The organism is Pseudomonas sp. AU12215 (assembly GCF_001675465.2).
GTDB lineage: Bacteria > Pseudomonadota > Gammaproteobacteria > Pseudomonadales > Pseudomonadaceae > Pseudomonas > Pseudomonas nitroreducens.
The window spans coordinates 95900-115472 of record NZ_MACM02000176.1 but is presented as its reverse complement, the minus strand read 5'-3'; the positions used below and the strand labels follow the sequence as shown (position 1 = coordinate 115472).

General features: G+C 65.9%; 22 protein-coding genes. All 22 read left to right on the top strand.

Annotated features, from left to right (window positions below; genetic code table 11):
* Positions 1–110 precede the first annotated feature (110 nt).
* The 22 genes from fliS (A9513_RS30115) (at position 111) to A9513_RS30010 (ending at position 19569) form a co-directional block, all read left to right on the top strand.
* Positions 111–491 carry a flagellar export chaperone FliS gene (gene fliS / locus A9513_RS30115; RefSeq protein ID WP_065086324.1) on the top strand — a complete coding sequence of 127 codons (381 nt, stop codon included), beginning with the start codon at positions 111–113 and terminating at the stop codon, positions 489–491.
* A 26-nt stretch (positions 492–517) separates the two neighbouring features.
* Positions 518–814, top strand: coding sequence for a flagellar protein FliT (gene fliT, locus A9513_RS30110; RefSeq protein WP_024764931.1), 297 nt, complete (start codon positions 518–520; stop codon positions 812–814).
* 269 nt (positions 815–1083) lie between these two features.
* Complete coding sequence (locus A9513_RS30105) at positions 1084–2559, top strand: sigma-54 dependent transcriptional regulator (RefSeq protein WP_065086323.1); 1476 nt, start codon at positions 1084–1086, stop codon at positions 2557–2559.
* Positions 2560–2681: 122 nt separating this feature from the next.
* Positions 2682–3902, top strand: coding sequence for a PAS domain-containing sensor histidine kinase (locus A9513_RS30100; RefSeq protein WP_065086322.1), 1221 nt, complete (start codon positions 2682–2684; stop codon positions 3900–3902).
* 5 nt (positions 3903–3907) lie between these two features.
* Entirely contained in the window at positions 3908–5323 is a 1416-nt protein-coding gene (gene fleR, locus A9513_RS30095; protein WP_065086321.1) for a sigma-54-dependent response regulator transcription factor FleR, read from the top strand.
* A gap of 155 nt (positions 5324–5478) precedes the next feature.
* Entirely contained in the window at positions 5479–5817 is a 339-nt protein-coding gene (locus A9513_RS30090; protein ID WP_065086320.1) for an endonuclease domain-containing protein, read from the top strand.
* A gap of 342 nt (positions 5818–6159) precedes the next feature.
* On the top strand, positions 6160–6492 hold the full coding sequence (fliE, locus tag A9513_RS30085) for a flagellar hook-basal body complex protein FliE (RefSeq protein WP_024764936.1): 333 nt from the start codon (positions 6160–6162) through the stop codon (positions 6490–6492).
* A 19-nt stretch (positions 6493–6511) separates the two neighbouring features.
* The gene (gene fliF, locus A9513_RS30080) at positions 6512–8302 is read left to right on the top strand and encodes a flagellar basal-body MS-ring/collar protein FliF (RefSeq protein WP_065086319.1); all 1791 of its coding nucleotides are present in this window, start codon (positions 6512–6514) and stop codon (positions 8300–8302) included.
* The gene (gene fliG / locus A9513_RS30075; RefSeq protein ID WP_017520274.1) at positions 8295–9311 is read left to right on the top strand and encodes a flagellar motor switch protein FliG; all 1017 of its coding nucleotides are present in this window, start codon (positions 8295–8297) and stop codon (positions 9309–9311) included. Before fliF ends, fliG begins: the two co-directional genes overlap by 8 nt.
* 1 nt (position 9312) lies before the next feature.
* Positions 9313–10101, top strand: coding sequence for a flagellar assembly protein FliH (gene fliH, locus A9513_RS30070; RefSeq protein ID WP_024764938.1), 789 nt, complete (start codon positions 9313–9315; stop codon positions 10099–10101).
* Positions 10058–11440 (top strand): FliI/YscN family ATPase, encoded by a 1383-nt coding sequence (locus A9513_RS30065; RefSeq protein ID WP_369690189.1) that lies wholly within the window; start codon positions 10058–10060, stop codon positions 11438–11440. The genes fliH and A9513_RS30065 overlap by 44 nt, the downstream gene beginning before the upstream one ends.
* The gene (locus A9513_RS30060; protein ID WP_065086318.1) at positions 11440–11862 is read left to right on the top strand and encodes a flagellar FliJ family protein; all 423 of its coding nucleotides are present in this window, start codon (positions 11440–11442) and stop codon (positions 11860–11862) included. Before A9513_RS30065 ends, A9513_RS30060 begins: the two co-directional genes overlap by 1 nt.
* A gap of 139 nt (positions 11863–12001) precedes the next feature.
* Complete coding sequence (flgM, locus tag A9513_RS30055; protein ID WP_024766280.1) at positions 12002–12286, top strand: flagellar biosynthesis anti-sigma factor FlgM; 285 nt, start codon at positions 12002–12004, stop codon at positions 12284–12286.
* The gene (flgN, locus tag A9513_RS30050) at positions 12283–12723 is read left to right on the top strand and encodes a flagellar protein FlgN (RefSeq protein ID WP_037014101.1); all 441 of its coding nucleotides are present in this window, start codon (positions 12283–12285) and stop codon (positions 12721–12723) included. Before flgM ends, flgN begins: the two co-directional genes overlap by 4 nt.
* Before the next feature lie 430 nt (positions 12724–13153).
* Positions 13154–14503 (top strand): flagellar filament capping protein FliD, encoded by a 1350-nt coding sequence (gene fliD, locus A9513_RS30045; protein WP_065086317.1) that lies wholly within the window; start codon positions 13154–13156, stop codon positions 14501–14503.
* A complete protein-coding gene (gene fliS, locus A9513_RS30040; protein WP_037017149.1) occupies positions 14500–14898 on the top strand; it encodes a flagellar export chaperone FliS in 399 nt (132 codons plus the stop codon). Before fliD ends, fliS (A9513_RS30040) begins: the two co-directional genes overlap by 4 nt.
* Positions 14882–15199 carry a hypothetical protein gene (locus A9513_RS30035; RefSeq protein ID WP_024766284.1) on the top strand — a complete coding sequence of 106 codons (318 nt, stop codon included), beginning with the start codon at positions 14882–14884 and terminating at the stop codon, positions 15197–15199. Before fliS (A9513_RS30040) ends, A9513_RS30035 begins: the two co-directional genes overlap by 17 nt.
* A 3-nt stretch (positions 15200–15202) precedes the next feature.
* The gene (locus A9513_RS30030) at positions 15203–16357 is read left to right on the top strand and encodes a flagellar hook-length control protein FliK (RefSeq protein WP_065086316.1); all 1155 of its coding nucleotides are present in this window, start codon (positions 15203–15205) and stop codon (positions 16355–16357) included.
* Between the two features lie 44 nt (positions 16358–16401).
* Positions 16402–16887, top strand: a complete 486-nt coding sequence (locus A9513_RS30025; RefSeq protein ID WP_024766286.1) for a flagellar basal body-associated FliL family protein — start codon at positions 16402–16404, stop codon at positions 16885–16887.
* Between the two features lie 6 nt (positions 16888–16893).
* Positions 16894–17655: a FliA/WhiG family RNA polymerase sigma factor gene (locus A9513_RS30020; RefSeq protein ID WP_065086315.1), complete on the top strand. Its 762-nt coding sequence runs from the start codon at positions 16894–16896 to the stop codon at positions 17653–17655.
* Between the two features lie 13 nt (positions 17656–17668).
* On the top strand, positions 17669–18541 hold the full coding sequence (gene motA / locus A9513_RS30015; RefSeq protein ID WP_024766288.1) for a flagellar motor stator protein MotA: 873 nt from the start codon (positions 17669–17671) through the stop codon (positions 18539–18541).
* Positions 18538–19569, top strand: coding sequence for an OmpA family protein (locus A9513_RS30010; protein WP_065086314.1), 1032 nt, complete (start codon positions 18538–18540; stop codon positions 19567–19569). Before motA ends, A9513_RS30010 begins: the two co-directional genes overlap by 4 nt.
* The last annotated feature ends 4 nt before the right edge of the window (positions 19570–19573 follow it).

Below are 19573 nucleotides of genomic sequence, written 5' to 3'. Positions count from 1 at the left end.
GGGTTGCGGGGCCGTACGCCCGTGCTGATTTTTGCCTAAAGGTTTTCCCGCCTGCGCCGATACTTTGAATATCGACGATTTGATCGTTCAGCGAATCAAGGGGAAATCAGATGAACGCTTCGGCAGCGCTGCGCCAGTACCAGAATGTGAACAACCAGTCGCAGGTGCACGACGCCTCTCCCCATCGTCTGATCCAGATGCTGATGGAAGGTGGCCTGAGCCGCATCGCCCAGGCGCGCGGCTCGATGGAGCGCGAGCAGTTCGCGCAGAAGGGCATGCTGATCGCCAAGGCCACCGCGATCATCGCCGGTCTGCGCGAAGCGCTGAACTTCGAGGCGGGTGGCGAGGTGGCGGAAAACTATGCCAACCTTTACGACTACATGAGCCGTCGCCTGGGCGACGCCAACCGCAGCAACGAAGTGCAGGTGCTCGACGAAGTCTCGGGTCTGCTGCGCACCCTCAAGGAAGGCTGGGACGCCATCGCTCCGTGATTGCGGCCTGCCAGGAGATACCGAACATGACTCTCGCCGTCCAGCAGATCGAACAGACCCGCCTCGCTCTCGGGGCCGCACTGGCCCAGGAAGACTGGGAAGCGGTCGCCCAGCTCGACCTTCAGTGTCGCGAGCACGTCGATGCCGCGATGGTCGAGCCGATGGACGATGACAGCGAACTCAAGCGCAGCCTGGAAGGATTGCTGGTGCTCTACCGCGAATTGGTCCAGGCTGTCACTCGGCAGCGCGAAGAGGTGGCAGGCGAAATCGTCCGCGTCAATCGCTCCCACCAGGGCGCCAAGGTTTACCAGATGTTCGGCTGATCCATTCGGATCGGCTCTCTTCGGGCGGTGATCGGTCAGGTACCGTTGGCCGCCTTCCGCGCTTCGAACTACCCTCCAGTTCGATTGCCATGACAAGGATCAACACCCTTCGTCGGGCTTCATCAAAAAAAACACGCCATAAATTTGACTCTAGCCACAATTTTGACTTAACTAGTGGCCAAATGCTGGCTAGCATGAGGAATTTGTGCTGTGGCCAGATCGTGTCAGCCGCCGTAGTACGGCCTTCAAGCCCGGGATGACAAGCTAAGATGTGGCGCGAAACCAAAATCCTCGTGATCGATGACAACCAGGACCGTTGCCGGGACCTCTCGGTGATCATCAGCTTCCTGGGTGAAGACCAGCTCTCCTGCAACAGCCGCGACTGGCGGCAGATCGTCGACCCGCTGCCCAATGGCAGCCGCGACGTGCTCTGCGTGCTGGTCGGCGCTGTGGAAAGCAAGGGCGGGGCGCTTGAGCTGCTCAAGCAGCTCGCTGCCTGGGACGAATACCTGCCCGTGCTGCTGATGGGCGAGCCGGTGCCCAACGAATGGCCCGAGGAACTGCGCCGCCGCGTGCTGGCCAGCCTCGAGATGCCGCCCAGCTACAACAAGCTGCTCGACTCCCTGCACCGCGCCCAGGTCTACCGTGAGATGTACGACCAGGCCCGTGAGCGTGGCCGCCAGCGCGAACCCAACCTGTTCCGCAGCCTGGTGGGCACCAGCCGTGCCATCCAGCAGGTGCGGCAGATGATGCAGCAGGTCGCCGATACCGATGCCAGCGTGCTGATTCTCGGCGAATCCGGCACCGGCAAGGAGGTGGTGGCGCGCAACCTGCACTACCACTCCAAGCGCCGCGATGCGCCATTCGTGCCGGTCAACTGCGGCGCGATTCCGGCGGAGTTGCTGGAAAGCGAACTGTTCGGCCACGAGAAGGGCGCGTTCACCGGTGCCATCACCACGCGTGCGGGCCGCTTCGAGCTGGCCAACGGCGGCACGCTGTTCCTCGACGAGATCGGCGACATGCCGCTGCCGATGCAGGTCAAGCTGCTGCGCGTGCTGCAGGAGCGCACCTTCGAGCGCGTGGGCAGCAACAAGACGCAGAACGTCGACGTGCGCATCATCGCCGCGACCCACAAGAACCTCGAGAAGATGATCGAGGACGGTAGTTTCCGCGAGGACCTGTACTACCGCCTCAACGTCTTCCCCATCGAGATGGCCCCGCTGCGCGAGCGCGTCGAGGACATCCCGCTGCTGATGAACGAACTCATCTCGCGCATGGAGCACGAGAAGCGCGGTTCGATCCGCTTCAACTCGGCCGCCATCATGTCGCTCTGCCGTCACGACTGGCCGGGCAACGTGCGCGAGCTGGCCAACCTCGTCGAGCGTCTGGCGATCATGCATCCCTACGGCGTGATCGGAGTGGGCGAGCTGCCGAAGAAATTCCGTCACGTCGACGACGAGGACGAGCAACTGGCGACCAGCCTGCGCGAGGAACTGGAAGAGCGCGCGGCGATCACCGCCGGCCTGCCGGGCCTGGACTCGCCGGCCATGCTGCCGGCCGAGGGCATCGACCTGAAGGACTACCTGGCCAACCTGGAGCAGGGGTTGATCCAGCAGGCGCTGGACGACGCCAGTGGTGTCGTCGCCCGAGCCGCCGAACGCCTGCGCATCCGCCGGACCACCCTGGTGGAGAAAATGCGCAAGTACGGCATGAGCCGCCGCGAAGAGGAAATGGCGGAGGATTGACGCCTCCGTCACACTCGTTTTTTCAAGTTATTGAAATATAACGAGTAATTTTTAGGCACGCGGTTTGCTAAGACTCATCCGACCGACAGATTCACGCCGTCGGACGGATGAGGAAAAACCGCATGATGCCCGCCACCCATCGCCAGACTGAACTCGCTTCCCGGCCCTCCGAGCAGGTGCCGGTGGAGCAGCAGAGCCGCGCCCATCTGGAGCAGACCTTCGAACTGTTCAGCCAGATGTCCAGCCAGCTCAACCAGTCCTACAGCCTGCTGGAAGCCCGCGTCACCGAGCTCAAGGGCGAACTGGCCCTGGTCAGCGCGCAGCGCATGCAGGAGCTGGCGGAGAAGGAACGCCAGGCCAACCGCCTGCAAAGCCTGCTCGACGTATTGCCCGGCGGCGTCATCATGATCGACGGCCAGGGCGTGGTACGCGACGCCAATCCGGTGGCGGTCGCCCTGCTCGGCAAGCCGCTGGTGGGCATGCTCTGGCGCGAGGTCATCTCCCGTAGCTTCGCCCCGCGTGCCGACGACGGCCACGAAGTTTCCCTGCGCGATGGTCGCCGTGTGTCCATCGCCATCCGCCCGCTGAACGGCGAACCCGGCCAGCTCATCCTGCTCAACGACCTGACGGAAACCCGTCGTCTGCAGGACCAGCTTGCCCGTCACGAGCGCCTGTCCGCCCTCGGCCGCATGGTCGCTTCCCTGGCTCACCAGATACGCACCCCGCTGTCCGCCGCCATGCTTTACGCCGGCCACCTGAGCGAAGGCGAGCTGCCGGTCGAGCAGCAGCAACGCTTTGCCGGCCGCATCAAGGAGCGCCTGCACGAGCTGGAAAGCCAGGTGCGCGACATGCTGGTATTCGCTCGCGGCGAGCTGCCATTGCCGGACCGTCTCGCCCCCAACCAACTGTTCAGCAGCCTTCGCGCGGCGGCCGAATCCCACGTCGCCGGCCTCAATCTGCGTTGGCAGTGCGATGCTCGCGTGGGCGAGTTGTTGTGCAACCGCGACACGCTGGTCGGCACCGTACTCAACCTGGTGGAGAACGCCATCCAGGCCGCTGGCCGCGAAGTGCGCCTGAAGGTGCACCTCTACCAGCGTGGCAACAGCCTGCGCCTGAGCGTCAGCGACAACGGTCCGGGCATGAGCGCCGAAACCCTGGCGCGTCTCGGCGAACCCTTCTTCACCACCAAGACCACCGGCACCGGCCTCGGCCTCGCGGTGGTGAAAGCTGTCGCCAAGGCTCACCAGGGTGAACTGCTTCTGCGCTCGCGGCCGGGTCTCGGTACCTGCGCCACCCTGGTCCTGCCGCTGATCCTGGCTCAATCCGCCGTCCACGAGGAGTGATTTCCATGGCCGCCAAAGTCCTGCTGGTCGAAGACGACCGCGCCCTTCGTGAAGCCCTCTGCGACACCCTGTCGCTCGGCGGGCACGACTTCATTGCCGTCGATTGCGCCGAAGCGGCGCTGCCAGCGCTGGAGAAGGATGCCTTCAGCCTGGTGATCAGCGACGTCAACATGCCGGGCATGGACGGGCACCAGTTGCTCGGCCTGATCCGCAAGCGCTACCCGCAATTGCCGGTGCTGCTGATGACCGCCTATGGCGCCGTCGACCGCGCCGTGGATGCCATGCGCCAGGGCGCTGCCGACTACCTGGTCAAACCGTTCGAGCCGCGTGCGCTGCTGGAGCTGGTGGCCCGCCACGCGCTCGGGGCCGTATCGGCCAGTGCCGGCGAAGGCCCGGTAGCCCTGGAGCCCGCCAGCCAGCAATTGCTGGAGCTGGCTGCCCGTGTTGCACGGAGCGATTCCACCGTGCTGATCTCCGGCGAGTCCGGTACCGGCAAGGAGGTGCTGGCGCAGTACATCCACCAGCAGTCGCCCCGCGTCGGCAAGCCGTTCGTTGCAATCAACTGCGCGGCGATTCCGGACAACATGCTCGAGGCCACCCTGTTCGGCCACGAGAAGGGGGCCTTCACCGGGGCCATCGCTGCCCAGCCGGGCAAGTTCGAACTGGCTGACGGGGGCACCATCCTGCTCGACGAAATTTCCGAGATGCCGTTGGCCTTGCAAGCCAAGCTGCTGCGCGTGCTGCAGGAGCGCGAGGTGGAGCGTGTCGGCGCGCGCAAGCCGATCAGCCTGGATATCCGCGTGCTCGCCACCACCAACCGCGACCTGCTCGGCGAGGTGGCTGCCGGGCGTTTCCGCGAGGACCTCTACTATCGCCTGTCGGTATTCCCGTTGGCGTGGCGCCCGCTGCGCGAGCGTCCCGCCGATATCCTGCCGCTGGCCGAACGCTTGCTGGCCAAGTACGCGCGCAAGATGAACCACGCACCCGTCACCCTGGCCGATTGCGCCCGCGCCGCCTTGCTGACGCACCCCTGGCCGGGCAACGTGCGCGAACTGGACAACGCCATCCAGCGCTCGCTGATCCTGCAGCAGGGCGGCCAGGTGCTGGCCGCTGATCTGTGCCTGACCTCGCCCATCGGCCTGGCACCGCGCCCGGTGTTGTCGGCAGTGCCGGCATCGGCGCCGCCGCCGGTTTCTGCCAGCGTCGACATTCCGTCAGTCGCCTCCACCGAGGCCGGGCAGCTGGGCGAAGACCTCAAGCGCCGCGAGTTCCAGATGATCATCGACACCCTGCGCAGCGAGCGCGGCCGCCGCAAGGAAGCCGCCGAGCGCCTGGGCATCAGCCCGCGCACCCTGCGCTACAAGCTCGCGCAAATGCGAGACGCCGGCATGGATGTGGAGGCTTATCTCTACGCCAGTTGAATGGCGAATGGACAACCCCTCTTGGCCCGCATTCGTGCGGGCCTTTTCTTGGTTGGGCTCGGTGGTTTCTGTGGAGCGCTGGTGTTCTCGTCTGGCTGCCTCCTGCATGGGAATGTCGGACCTTTCTCCCAGGTCGATCGACCTGGGAGCGAACCATGGACGAGGTGGCATTTGCGCGGCAGCTACGGCGGCGGCAAACCGACGCTGAGCTGAGCTTGTGGGCAGCGTTAAGAGATAGGCGTTTTCTTGGCCTGAAGTTTCGCCGGCAGGTGCCGTGCGGGCGCTATGTGCTGGATTTCTATTGCCATGCGCTGCGGCTGGCGGTGGAACTGGATGGTGGGCAGCATCTGGAGTCTGCGCATGATCGAGAGCGTGACGTCTGGCTGGCAGGGCAGGGGATTCGCGTTTTGCGCTGTTGGAATCACGATGTCTTGGTGGGGACTGATGCTGTGCTGGAAGCGCTTCGATTGGCGGTCGAATCCGGTGCGGGATGATTACCCTCACCCCCAACCCTCTCCCAGAGGGAGAGGGGGATGTCCTCTGCCGGTTGGAAAATTGGCGTCCGTTCTGCTGTAGCGCAATGTCCGGCTGAATGCCTGCCCAACCGGCCACGCCGACCTGCCCCCTCTCCCTCTGGGAGAGGGCCGGGGTGAGGGGCCCTTGACCGTACGCCAGTACCTCTGCCCGCAACACCCGGTCACTCAGCCTGCAGTCCCCATTCCAGAGCCATCTCTCGCATTTTTCCTACGCCCCGAAAACCTGGCACCCAAGTTGCAATCACCTCTGCAAAGCGCCGCGCAGTGTCAAAAAACCGCGGCCGGTCGGAGGGGTAAGTGATGAGTCAGGGTATCGAGTTCAATCGTCTGCTGCTGGAAATGCGCTCCATGCAAATGGAGGCCATGGCCAAGGCGAAGACGACGCAGGCGGCGCCGGTCGAAGCGGGGGCGCCGAGCTTCTCGCAGATGCTCGGCCAGGCCGTGGACAAGGTGAACGGTACCCAGCAGGCCGCCTCCGACATGGCCTCCGCCTTCGAGATGGGGCAGAAAGGGGTCGATCTCACCGACGTGATGATCGCCTCGCAGAAGGCCAGTGTTTCTTTCCAGGCGATGACCCAGGTACGCAACAAGCTCGTGCAGGCGTACCAGGACATCATGCAGATGCCGGTTTGATCGGCGAGGATCGTAGGTAATGTCCCAAGCCTCCGTTGTTGATAGCCAGATTCCGGCCAAGGTCGGCGCCGACGCGCCGAAAAAGCCGCTGCTGGGCCTGGCCTTCCTCGAGAACCTCGCGGACATGCCGGTGTTGCGCCAGGTCGGTCTGCTGGTCGGCCTGGCCGCGAGCATCGCCGTCGGCTTCGGCATGGTCCTGTGGTCGCAGCAGCCGGACTACAAGCCGCTCTACGGCAGCCTCAATGGCGTCGACGCGAACAAGGTGGTCGAGGCGCTGTCCGCCGCCGATATCGGCTACAAGATCGAGCCCAACTCCGGCGCGCTGCTGGTGAAAGCCGATGACCTCGGCCGTGCGCGCATGAAAGTGGCTGGCGCGGGCCTGGCGCCGACAGACAGCAACGTCGGCTTCGAGATCCTCGACAAGGAGCAGGCGCTGGGCACCAGCCAGTTCATGGAAGCGACCAACTACCGTCGCGGCCTGGAAGGCGAGCTGGCGCGCACCGTCGCCAGCCTGAACAACGTCAAGGGTGCCCGCGTGCACCTGGCGATCCCGAAGAGCTCGGTGTTCGTCCGTGACGACCGCAAGCCCAGCGCCTCGGTGCTGGTCGAGCTGTACCCGGGCCGCAGCCTGGAGCCAAGCCAGGTGCTGGCCATCGTCAACCTGGTCGCCACCAGCGTGCCGGAACTGGACAAGTCCCAGGTCACCGTGGTCGACCAGAAGGGCAATCTGCTTTCCGACCAGCAGGAGCTCTCCGAGCTGACCATGGCCGGCAAGCAGTTCGACTTCACCCGCCGCATGGAAAGCAACTTCACCCAGCGCGTGCACAGCATCCTCGCGCCGGTCCTGGGCAATGGCCGCTACAAGGCCGAGGTGTCCGCCGACGTCGACTTCAGCGCGGTGGAATCCACCTCCGAGTCGTTCAACCCGGACCAGCCGGCCCTGCGCAGCGAACAGGTGAACAACGAGGAACGGCAGAACAGCAACGGCCCGCAGGGCGTGCCGGGTGCGCTGTCGAACCAGCCGCCGAACCCGGCCAGCGCGCCGCAGACCACCGGTCAGAACGCCGGCGCGGATTTCGTCGCTCCGGGTCAACCGCTCAAGGACGCCAACGGCCAGACGATCATCGATCCGAAGACCGGCAAGCCGGAACTGGCTCCGTACCCGACCGACAAGCGCCAGCAGAACACCCGCAACTACGAGCTGGACCGCTCGGTGAGCTACACCAAGCAGCAGCAGGGTCGCCTGCGCCGGCTTTCCGTCGCGGTGGTGCTGGATGACCGCGTGATCGCCGATCCGAAAACCGGCGAAGTCAGCCACCAGCCCTGGACCGCCGACGAACTGGGGCGCTTCACCCGTCTGGTGCAGGACGCGGTAGGCTACGACGCCAGCCGTGGCGACAGCGTCAGCGTGATCAACGCGCCGTTCGCCCCGGAACTGGGTGATGAAATTGCCTCGCCGCCGTTCTACTCGCAGCCCTGGTTCTGGGATGTGGTCAAGCAGGTGCTGGGCATCGTCTTCATCCTGGTGCTGGTGCTGGGCGTGCTGCGCCCGGTGCTGAACAACCTGTCGGGCAACAAGAGCAAGGCTCTGGTGGCCGGCGGCGCAGGCGAAGGCGGCCTGGGCGAGCTGGGTGGTCTGGAGGGCGAGTTGTCCGAAGACCGCGTGAGCCTCGGCGGCCCGGCCAGCATCCTGCTGCCGAGCCCCTCCGAGGGGTACGATGCACAATTGAATGCGATCAAGAGTCTGGTCGCCCAGGACCCGGGGCGTGTAGCCCAGGTAGTGAAGGACTGGATCAATTCCGATGAGTGAAGCCCGCATGAGCGCCAAACTGAACAAGGTCGACAAGGCTGCCATCCTCCTGCTCTCCCTGGGTGAGACCGATGCCGCGCAGGTGCTGCGCCACATGGGCCCGAAGGAAGTGCAGAAGGTCGGCGTGGCCATGGCGCAGATGCGCAATGTGCACCGCGAGCAGGTCGAGCAGGTGATGGGCGAGTTCGTCGAGATCGTCGGCGACCAGACCAGCCTGGGCGTGGGCGCCGACAGCTACATCCGCAAGATGCTCACCCAGGCCCTGGGCGAGGACAAGGCGAACAACCTCATCGACCGCATCCTGCTGGGCGGCAATACCAGCGGCCTGGACAGCCTGAAGTGGATGGAGCCGCGCGCCGTGGCCGACGTGATCCGCTATGAGCACCCGCAGATCCAGGCCATCGTGGTCGCCTACCTCGACCCGGACCAGGCCGGCGAAGTGCTCAGCCACTTCGACCACAAGGTGCGCCTGGACATCATCCTGCGCGTGTCCTCGCTCAACACCGTGCAGCCGTCCGCGCTCAAGGAACTGAACCTGATCCTGGAGAAACAGTTCGCCGGCAACGCCAACTCCACCCGCACCACCATGGGCGGCGTGAAGCGCGCGGCAGACATCATGAACTACCTCGACAGCTCGGTCGAAGGCGCGCTGATGGACGCCATCCGCGAAGTCGACGAGGACCTGTCGGGCCAGATCGAAGACCTGATGTTCGTCTTCGACAACCTCGCCGACGTCGACGACCGCGGCATCCAGGCGCTGCTGCGCGAGGTCTCCTCGGACGTGCTGGTGTTGGCCCTCAAGGGCTCGGACGAGGCGATCCGCGAGAAGATCTTCCGCAACATGTCCAAGCGTGCCGCCGAGCTGCTGCGCGACGACCTGGAGGCCAAGGGCCCGGTGCGCGTCAGCGAAGTGGAAGGCGCGCAGAAGGAAATCCTCACCATTGCCCGGCGTATGGCCGAGTCCGGCGAGATCGTGCTCGGCGGCAAGGGCGGCGAGGAGATGATCTAAGTTGGTCAAGGACGAGGACAAGCTCAGCGAGCTGATCCGGGCCCGCGATACCGTGGGGTTCGATCGTTGGTCGCTGCCCAGTTTCGACCCGGCCCGGCCGGCCCCGGAACCCGAGCCCGAACCCGAGCCGGTGCTCGACGAACAACCGCAGATCGAAGAGGTGCCGGAGGAAGAGGTCAAGCCACTGACGCTGGACGAGCTCGAGGCGATTCGCCAGGAGGCGTACAACGAGGGCTTTTCCACCGGCGAGAAGGACGGTTTCCACGCCGGCCAGCTGAAGGCGCGCCAGGAAGCCGACGCGGCTCTGCAACCGCGCCTGCAGAATCTCGAAACCCTGATGTCGCACCTGCTCGAGCCCATCGCCGAGCAGGACCAGATGCTCGAACAAGGCATGCTCAACCTGGTGACCCACGTGGTGCGCCAGGTGGTGCAGCGCGAACTGGCCACCGATTCCAGCCAGATCCGCCTGGTGCTGCGCGAGGCACTCAAGCTGCTGCCCATGGGCGCCAGCAACATCCGTATCCAGGTCAACCCGCAGGACTTCGAACTGGTGAAGGCGCTGCGCGATCGCCACGAGGAAAGCTGGAAGATCATCGAGGACGACGGCCTGCTGCCCGGCGGTTGTCGTATCGAGACCGAACATTCGCGCATCGACGCCTCTGTCGAGACGCGCCTGGCCCAGGCCGTGAAGCAACTCTTCGAGCAGCAGCGCGACCAGGCGACCCACGCGCTGGAGCCTGACCTGCATGTGGACCTCGACGCTGGCCAGGGCGACCTCGATGCGCCTTGATCGCGTCAGCTTCGCCCGCCGCCTGCAAGGCTACAGCGATGCCGTGAGCCTGCCGACCCAGCCGGTGGTGGAGGGCCGCCTGCTGCGCATGGTCGGCCTGACGCTGGAGGCCGAAGGCCTGCAGGCCGCCGTTGGCAGCCGCTGCCAGGTGATCAACGACGGCGGCTATCATCCCGTGCAGGTGGAGGCCGAAGTCATGGGCTTTGCCGGCAGCAAGATCTACCTGATGCCGGTGGGCAGCCTCGTCGGCATCGCCCCCGGCGCCCGCGTGGTGCCGCTGCCGGATTCCGGCCGTCTGCCCATGGGCATGTCGATGCTCGGCCGCGTGCTCGACGGCGTCGGCCGTGCGCTGGACGGCAAGGGCGGCATGCGCGCCGAGGACTGGGTGCCGATGGATGGCCCGATCATCAACCCGCTGGCGCGCGACCCGATCCACGAGCCGATGGACGTCGGCATCCGTTCGATCAACTCGCTGCTTACTGTCGGCCGCGGCCAGCGCCTGGGCCTGTTCGCCGGTACCGGCGTCGGTAAATCCGTGCTGCTGGGCATGATGACCAAGTTCACCAAGGCCGACATCATCGTGGTCGGGCTGATCGGTGAACGGGGCCGCGAGGTGAAGGAGTTCATCGAGCACATCCTCGGCGAGGAAGGCCTCAAGCGTTCCGTGGTCGTCGCCTCGCCGGCGGACGATGCGCCGCTGATGCGCCTGCGCGCCGCGCAGTATTGCACCCGTATCGCCGAGTACTTCCGCGACAAGGGCAAGAACGTCCTGTTGCTGATGGATTCCCTGACCCGTTACGCCCAGGCCCAGCGCGAGATCGCCCTGGCCMTSGGCGAGCCGCCGGCGACCAAGGGCTACCCGCCGTCGGTGTTCGGCATGCTCCCGGAACTGGTGGAGAGCGCCGGCAACGGCGAAGGTGAGATGGGCAGCCTGAGCGCCATCTACACCGTGCTGGCGGAGGGCGACGACCACCAGGACCCGATCGTCGACTGCGCCCGCGCCATCCTCGACGGGCACATCGTGCTCTCGCGGCGCCTGGCGGATGTCGGACATTACCCTGCCATCGACATCGGTGCCTCGGTCAGCCGCTGCATGAGCCAGGTGGCGGACCCGGTGCATCTCTCTGCAGCGCGCCAGTTCAAGGAATTCAGTGGCACCTACGAGCGCATCAAGGAGCTGATCCCGCTGGGCGGCTACACGCCAGGAATGGACGTGAAGACCGACCGCGCGGTGCAGCTGGCACCGATGCTGGAGCGCTACCTGAGGCAGGAAACGGCGGACGGCGCCGAGCTCGGCAACAGCGTCGCCACCCTGCAAAGCATCGTCGGTAGCCGCTGATGAAGGCGCAGATCGACATGCTTGGGCGCCTCGCCGACGTGCGCGGCGGCAAGGTCCGCGAGCTGCTGGGCCGGGTGAATTACCAGCAGACGCTGTGCCAGCGCTACCGCAACAACATCACCGGGCTCGACCGCCTGTGCGGCTTCAGTGTCGCCACCAGCACGCCGTTGCAGCGGCACAACCAGCAGCAGTACAAGGTGACGCTGCACAAGATGCTGCAGCTGCAGCGCCGCGAGCTGGAGGTCGCCGAGCAGGCCCTGGCGCGCATCCAGGGCGAGTTGCTGGCCGCGATGCGCAGCGAGAAGGTGCTGACCCAGGTGATCGAGGCCAAGGTCGGCCAGTGGCAGACGCAGCTTGCGCAGCAGGAACAGAAAATCCAGGATGGCCTCGCCGCGCAGTCCTGGTGGCGTGCCAGGGCTTGAGTCTGGCCTGCGGACATGGCGGATAACCCGTTCCGCGTTATGCGCCGGCCGTTTGGCGAACTCTGAACACGGCATTTAAGTTTTCCTTCGGGGCGGTCGCCCTCTGAGGGAAAGCCCCAGAAATACTCGGATACCGACCATGGAAATCACCCGGCAACTGACCAGCGTCGCGCTGGCCACCAGCGAGTCCGCCAAGAGCGCACGCAGCGAGCGCGCCGCTCCCGTGGCAGAGGCCGGCGCCAGCGCGCCGGTCAGCGATTCACTGCGCCTGGACGAGATGCAGGAAACCCTGCGCGCCATGCCTGACGTGGACCAGGACCGGGTTGCCGAAATCCGCCGTGCCCTGATGAATGGCGACCTGGCCAACGACACCCGCCTGCTCGCCACCAGCATTCTTTCCTACCATCGCGGCAGCGACGCATGACCCAGCGCGCGCGGTTGCTGCAGGTGATCGAGCAGGACATCCAGCAGGATGGCCGCGATTGCCTGGCGCTGCGCGAGCGCCTGCAGGAGCTGTATCGCCACCTGCTGGCGCGGGACAGTGCGCAGATCGAAGCGCTGAATCCCGATATCCAGGCGCTGCTCGATGCCGTCGCCGGCCGTGCGCAGCGCCGTAGCCGCGTGCTGCGCGCCTTCCAGCTGCCGATGGACGCTGAAGGCATGCGTACGCTGCTGTCCAGCTACCAGCCGCCGCGCCGCGAGGAGCTCCAGCAGGAGTGGCAGCAGCTGGGCCAGCTCACCGCCCAGTGCAAGCGCCTCAACGAGCGCAACGGCAAGCTGCTGGCGATGCACCACGACATTCTCAGCCAACTGATGGGCGATCCGCGCGAGCAGCCGGTGTATTCGCGGCAGTTGTACTGACCGAATTCGTAGGAGCGGACTCCTGTGCCTCTGTGCAGCGCACAAAGCCCCTCACCCTAGCCCTCTCCCGCAAGCGGGAGAGGGGACCGTACGGCATCAAGCGGAACTCCGTGCCTCTCGGCCACGCTGATTGGCGCCCTCTCCCTTCAGGGAGAGGGCGGGGGAGAGGGCAGCCCCCGTGCAGGATTCCCTCGAAAAACAACCTGCCGAAATGGTTTAACGAATCCCTCCCCACGGTCGCCCTTCCTCTGCATCAGGGTGCGCGCCCGGCAGGCGGAAATGCCGCTTCCCGCTGCGCGCCAAACCACGCCGGGCGGAAGTTCGCCTTCTCCCCGGAAAGCATGCAAAGCCTTGAGCGGCGGGCCTTACGGCATTGGCATCGTAATTGCTCCTGACCTTATGCAGAGGGGGCACAAAGAGGTGGATTCAGATGGCGACCATAGATTCCGATTACGTCAAAAGCATGGCTCAGCAACTGGCCACGTACGAAGTGCAGAACGGCCTGAACAAGGCTGATCGCAACAAGTCGTCGTACCAGTCCCAGCTGACCGCGGTGACTTCCCTGGAGTCGGCGCTCAAGACCTTCTCCTCGGCAGTGAAGAGCCTGCAGGGCGTGACCGGCAGCAACACCAGCATGCTGGTCAACAGCGCCACCACCAGCAAGGACGGCTACCTGAGCGCCAAGGTGGACAAGAACGCCGTGCCCGGCAGCTACGACTTCTTCGTCGAGCAGCTCGCCACCAGCCACCAGCTGTCGTTCTCCGGCCTGCAGGCCGGCGACATCGACACCCAGGGCACCCTGACCCTCAGCCAGAACGGCAAGTCGTTCGACATCGACCTGAGCAAGATCGACACCGACGGCGACGGCGCCAACTCGCTGGACGAACTGGCCGCCGCAATCAACAAGGCCACCGACAACACCGGTGTCAAGGCCACCCTGGTGCGCAGCAACGGCCAGGTCTCGCTGGTGCTGGGCGCGGAGAAGTCCGGTGCGGCGAATGCCATCAGCCTGTCGCTGAGCGGCACGGACAGCGCCAACAGCGCTTTCGAGAACGCCATCGGCAACCCGCAGGAGCTGTCCAAGGCCCAGGACGCCCGCGTCCGCCTGGGTGGCGAGAACGGCATGCTGCTGACCAACGCCAGCAACACCTTCGACAACATCATCGATGGTGTCAGCGCAACCTTCACCCAGGCGCAGAAGTCCGGCGAACAGCCGATCCGCCTGACCGTCGCCCAGGACCAGAGCGAAACCAAGAAGAAGGTGCAGACCTTCATCGACGCCTTCAACGCCCTGGCCAGCACCATCGACAGCCTGACCGCCGCCGGCGACCAGAACGGCAACGCCCGCGGCGCCCTGGCCGGCGACTCCAGCGTGCGTGCCATCGAGAACGCGCTGAACCAGATGGTCCGTACCAGCTTCGGCGGCGCCAACCTGATCACCCTGGGCATCAGCGCCGACCGCAGCGGCAAGCTGACCCTCGACGCCACTCGTTTCGAGAAAGCCATCGCCAGCGAACCCGAGGCCCTGGACAAGCTGTTCATGGGCAAGGGCAACCTGCTCGACAGCCTGGACAAGGGTGTCGCCGTCTACACCAACAGCACCAATGGCGTCATGAAGAACCGCAAGGACGCCCTGAACAACAGCCTGCGCCGCGTCGACGATGACTACGACAACCTGCAGAAGCAGTACGACACCTACTACGCGCGCTACCTCAAGCAGTACACCTCGATGATGCAGACCATGCAGTCGATGGACCAGACCAGCGGGATGTTCGGATGACCGCCTACGGCATGAACGAAAGCTACGACAGCTACCGGATGATCGACCTGGAATCCAAGGCCGCCTCGTCCTCGCCCTACGAACTGGTGCTGGTGCTGTTCGACGGCCTGCTCGACGAACTGGCCCGCGCCCGCGGGCATATCGAGCACAAGCGCTACCAGCAGAAGGGCCGCTCCCTGGAGAAGTGCCTGAACATCCTCAACGGCCTCAACGGCGCACTCGACTACGAGAACGGCGGCGAGACCGTGCAGGGCCTGGCGCGCCTGTATGACTACTGCATCTACCGGCTCTCCGACGTCAGTGTGTCGCTGGAAGTCGCCGGGATCGATGAGGTCGTGCGCCTGCTGGGCATCCTGCGTGAAGGCTGGGAGGGCGTGAGTGCCGCCCGTGGATGATCGCCGGCGCCTGCTCGAGTTGTACGAACGGCTCGGCGCGGCGCTGCAGCGCAAGGACTGGAAAGCCATGGGGCAGGTCGACCTGGCGATCCGCGCGCAACTGGTGGCGATGTCATCGCAGACCGGGCTGGCCGCCGACGTGCTGCTGGCCAAGAAGCACCTGAAACGTCTGCACGAGCAGGCGTCACAGGCCTGTGCCGAAGAGTGCGAGCGCCTGCGCCGCCTGCTGCTCTCGCACCTGGAATACGCCGAGGGTCGCTCGGCGTACATGCAGGTGGATACGTACCAGGAGGGTCGATAGACCGTGATCCAGTTGCCGACCCAAGCGCTGCCGACCACCGACCGTGCTACACGCCCGGTGGCCGAGGCGCGTTCGCAGGACTCGCGCCGCGACGGCGGCGACACTGCTGCTGTGGCGGGATTCCGTGCGCAGCCGCCGGCGCAGTCGAATGCCGGCGAGCGAACCATCAGCGTGCAGTCGTTCCTCGCCCAGTTCGATACCGCGCAGGCCGAGGAGCCGGTGCAGCAAGCCGAGGCTGCGCTGCCGCCGGAGGAGTTGCCCGTCGATACCCGCGACGACGATACGCAGGGCCGGGCAAGCGAAGAAGCATCGCCCTCCGGCGCGGAAAACTGGCTCGCCGGCATGCTTGGCCAGGCTGGGCTGGTGGTGCAGGCGCGGGATAACCCGGCGGCCCGGACCCACGCCCAGGTGGCCGGTTTCGCCACCCAGGCGGTGGATGGCCAGGCGCAGCCGGCGCCCGCCGCAGTGAAGCCCGAAGACGTGCTGCTGCCGCCCGCCGACCTGCCCGAAGAGCCGGCCGTACCCACGCAGCCGGCACCGCGCGAGGCGACCCAGAGTCAGGCGCAGGCATTGCTGCAACAGCACCTGGCTGCTGCCGCACAGACCCCGGACTCCGCCGTACCGACGTTGCCCGCCGGCGCGCTCGACGCGCGTCTTCCGATGACCGACAGCAGCACGCCCGCCTCGTCTACTGCACCGGCGTCGCCGCTGTTCGACAAGCTGCTGCACCTCAAGGGCAGCAACGAGGCCCACTGGGGCGAGCAGATGGTCAGCGCCCTGCGCGACAACGTCGAGCTGCAACTCGGCCAGCGCGTGCAGAACGCCACGATCCGCCTTGATCCGCCAGAGCTGGGCGCCATGGAAATCCTCGTGCGCCATGAGGCCGGGCAGCTCAACGTGCAGATTTCCGCGTCCAGCGGCGACGTCGTGCGCCTGCTGCAGAACACCAGTGAGCGCCTGCGCCAGGAACTGGTCGGGCAGAACTTCCTGCAGGTCAACGTGCAGGTTTCGTCCGATTCGCAGTCCGGCCAGCAGGGCCAGCAGAACCGCCAGCGCTTTGCCGAAGAACCGCTCGCGGTCGCCGCCAACCCGCGTGATGCGCAGGTGGGCGAGCGCTCCGCGCCGCGTGGCGACAGCGACGTACTGATTACCGTGTAGGCCGCCCGCGGCCCGCACCCCCACAGGATTTTTCGAGAAACCCCATGTCCACGCCGCGTCTCGTTCTACTGATGCTCATCGTGAATATCGCCGTCGTGCTGGGCGGCGTGTTCGTCAATTACAAGATGATCAAGTCCGCCAGCCTCGCCCCGGCCGCCGCCGCTTCCGACAAGGAGGCAGCCAAGGAAGATGCAACGGAGGAGGAGCAGGAGAGCGCCGAATACCTCTTCGTGCCGGTGGAGAAGATCATCGTCAGCTCCCGCGGCGAAGACCGCGAGCACTACTTCGTGATCGACCTGGTGCTGCAGGCCAGGGCCGAGCAGGAGCGCAAGAAGCTGGAGAGCGTCGCGCCCATGGTGCGCAGCTCGGTGGTCGCCAACCTGACGCCGGAGAAGTTCGAAGTGCTGCGCGCCATGCCCATCGGCGAGGTGCAGACGCGCCTGGAGAAGGCGGTGATCGACGACTTCGCCGCGCGCAAGGTGGTGGTGCCCTTCGAGCACGTGCTGCTCAGCAAGATGATCGTCCAGTAGGCCGCCATGCACGCCCTTCGCGATCCTGCTCACGGCTATGCCAGTGGCGTCGGCGGCTACGACAGCCCCGAGGGCGGCCATGCGCGCCTGTCGCCGGCGGCCGAGCAGCGCTGGATGATGCAGTACCTGCCACTGGTGCGGCGCATCGTCAGCCAGCTGTCGCTGCAGGCCAACCAGGTGCTGGACCGCGAGGACATGGAGCAGATCGGCCTGATGGGCCTGCTCGAAGGCCTGCGTCGCTACGGCGAGCCGGACGAGCAGTTCGGCCGCTTCGCCGCGCTGCGCATCCGCGGCGCCATTCTCGACGAACTGCGCCGCCAGGACTGGCGCCCCCGCCAGGTGCGGCAGCAGGCGCACAAGGTGCGCGATGCGATCCGCGCGCTGGCGCGCCAACTCGGTCGCGTGCCCAGCGACGAGGAAGTGCTCGCCGCCACCGGCCTCGACGAGGCGGGCTACCAGGATTACCTGCGCGCCGAGTCCTCCGAGGCCCTCGAGAGCTTCGACGCGTTGCTGCAGAGCGGCCACGACGGCGTGCAGGCCAGCGGCGATGCGCTGGAAGAGCGCGTGCTCAAGGAACGCCTGCTGGCCCAGGCGCTGGAGCGCCTGAATGAGCGCGAGCGGCTGATCCTCAACCTGTATTACCAGCACGAACTGAACCTCAAGGAAATCGCCCTGGTGCTGGAGCTGACCGATGCGCGCATCTGCCAGCTGATGAAGCAGGCGATCGGCAAGTGCAGCCGTTTCCTCAACACCCCCGACACTCCCTGAAGAATCCCAAACCATGCAGAAAATCATCGGCGCCCTGATCATCATCGCCTGCGTGCTCGGCGGCTACGCCATGGCCCACGGCGAATTGCGCGCGCTCTGGCAGCCGGCGGAGATGATCATCATCCTCGGCGCGGGCCTGGGCACCCTGGTCGTCGCCAACCCCCGCGAAGTGCTGCTGGAGATGTGCTCGCAGATCAAGGGCGTGTTCGTCTTCAAGCGCCGCGGCGAGGAATTCCAGCGCCAGCTGCTGATGCTGCTTTACGAGCTGCTGGAGATGGTCGACGTCGGCGGCCTGAAGGTGCTCGATGCGCACATCGAGGAGCCGGACCAGAGCGAGCTGTTCGCCCGCTACCCGCTGATCCTCCAGGAAAAGAACCTGATGGCATTCATCGCCGACAACTTCCGCCTGATGGCCATGGGCAAGATCAGCGCCCACGAGCTGGAAGGTTTCCTCGAACAGGAACTGGACGCCATGGAGCACGCCCTGCTGCAGCCGTCCAAGTCGCTGCACAAGGTTGGCGAGGCGATGCCCGGCTTCGGCATTCTCGCGGCGATCCTGGGGATCATCATCACCATGGGCAACATCGGCGGCTCGGTGGCCGAGATCGGCGCCCACGTGGCCGCCGCGCTGGTGGGCACCTTCTTCGGCATCTTCGTCTGCTACTGCCTGATGGACCCGCTGTCCAACGCCATGGCGCAGCGGGTGAAGACCGAACTGTCGGCGCTTGAATGCGTGCGCACCACCCTGGTCGCCCACGTCGCCGGCAAGCCCACGCTGCTGGCGGTGGACGCCGGCCGCAAGCTGATCGAGCAGGACGTCAAGCCGGCCTTCAAGCAGCTGGAGACCTGGGTCACCCGCTTCGAGGAAGAGCGGGACGCAGCATGAAGAAACGTGCCGACAAGCACAGCGAAGTCATCATCAAGCGCCGCAGCAAGAAGGGCCACGATGACGAGCACGGCGGCGCCTGGAAGGTCGCCTTTGCCGACTTCACCCTGGCGATGATGGCGCTGTTCATGGTGCTGTGGATCGTTCACCCGCAGACCGAGCCGCAACCGGTGGCGGTGGGCGACCAGGATGCCAACCCGGTGGTAGATGGCGGCGCCGGCGTGTTCGATGGTGCCAGCCGCACGCCCGTCGAGCTCGACGGCATGCCGCAACCGATCAAGACGCCGGAGAAACCGGCGCCGCAACTCGCCCTGGACGCCGGCAAGCAGGGCAAGGCCGGCGAGCAGGCGAAGGACGCCAGCACGCAGCAGGACGGCCGCCAGTACGACAGCAACGAGGACCTGCGCGAGCTGGCCGAGCTGATCCGCGAGGTGTCCGGCAAGGTCGATGCGCTGGCCAACATCGAGGTGACGGTGGTGCCGCAGGGGCTGCGCATCCTGATCAAGGACGACCAGCAGCGTTTCATGTTCGCCCGTGGCCAGGCGACCCTCGATCCGCATTTCCAGACGCTGCTCGGCGCGCTGTCCGGCGTGCTGTCCAAGGTGCAGAACAAGTTGATCCTCAGCGGCCACACCGATGCGGTGCAGTACCGCCGGCCCGATGGCTACAACAACTGGAACCTCTCCGGCGACCGCGCCCTGCGCGCGCGCAACGTGATGGTCGACAGCGGCCTGCCGGCAGGCCATGTGCTGCAGGTGGCGGCCCAGGCCGACGTCATGCCGCTACGCCCGGAGGACCCCGAGAGCGGCGCCAACCGGCGCATCGAGATCCTCCTGCTGACCCACAGGGCGGAGAGCCTCTACCGGGAAATCTTCGGCGAGAGTTACGCACAGGTGCATTACTCGGCCTCCGGCGCGAAGCTGGTCGAGCCGCAGCCAGCACAACCGGAGAAGATCGAGGCGCCGGCTTCTGCGGCCGTCGAGGCGTCGACACCCGCGGCAGCGGCCAAGCCGGCGTTGCAGTTGTGAGCGG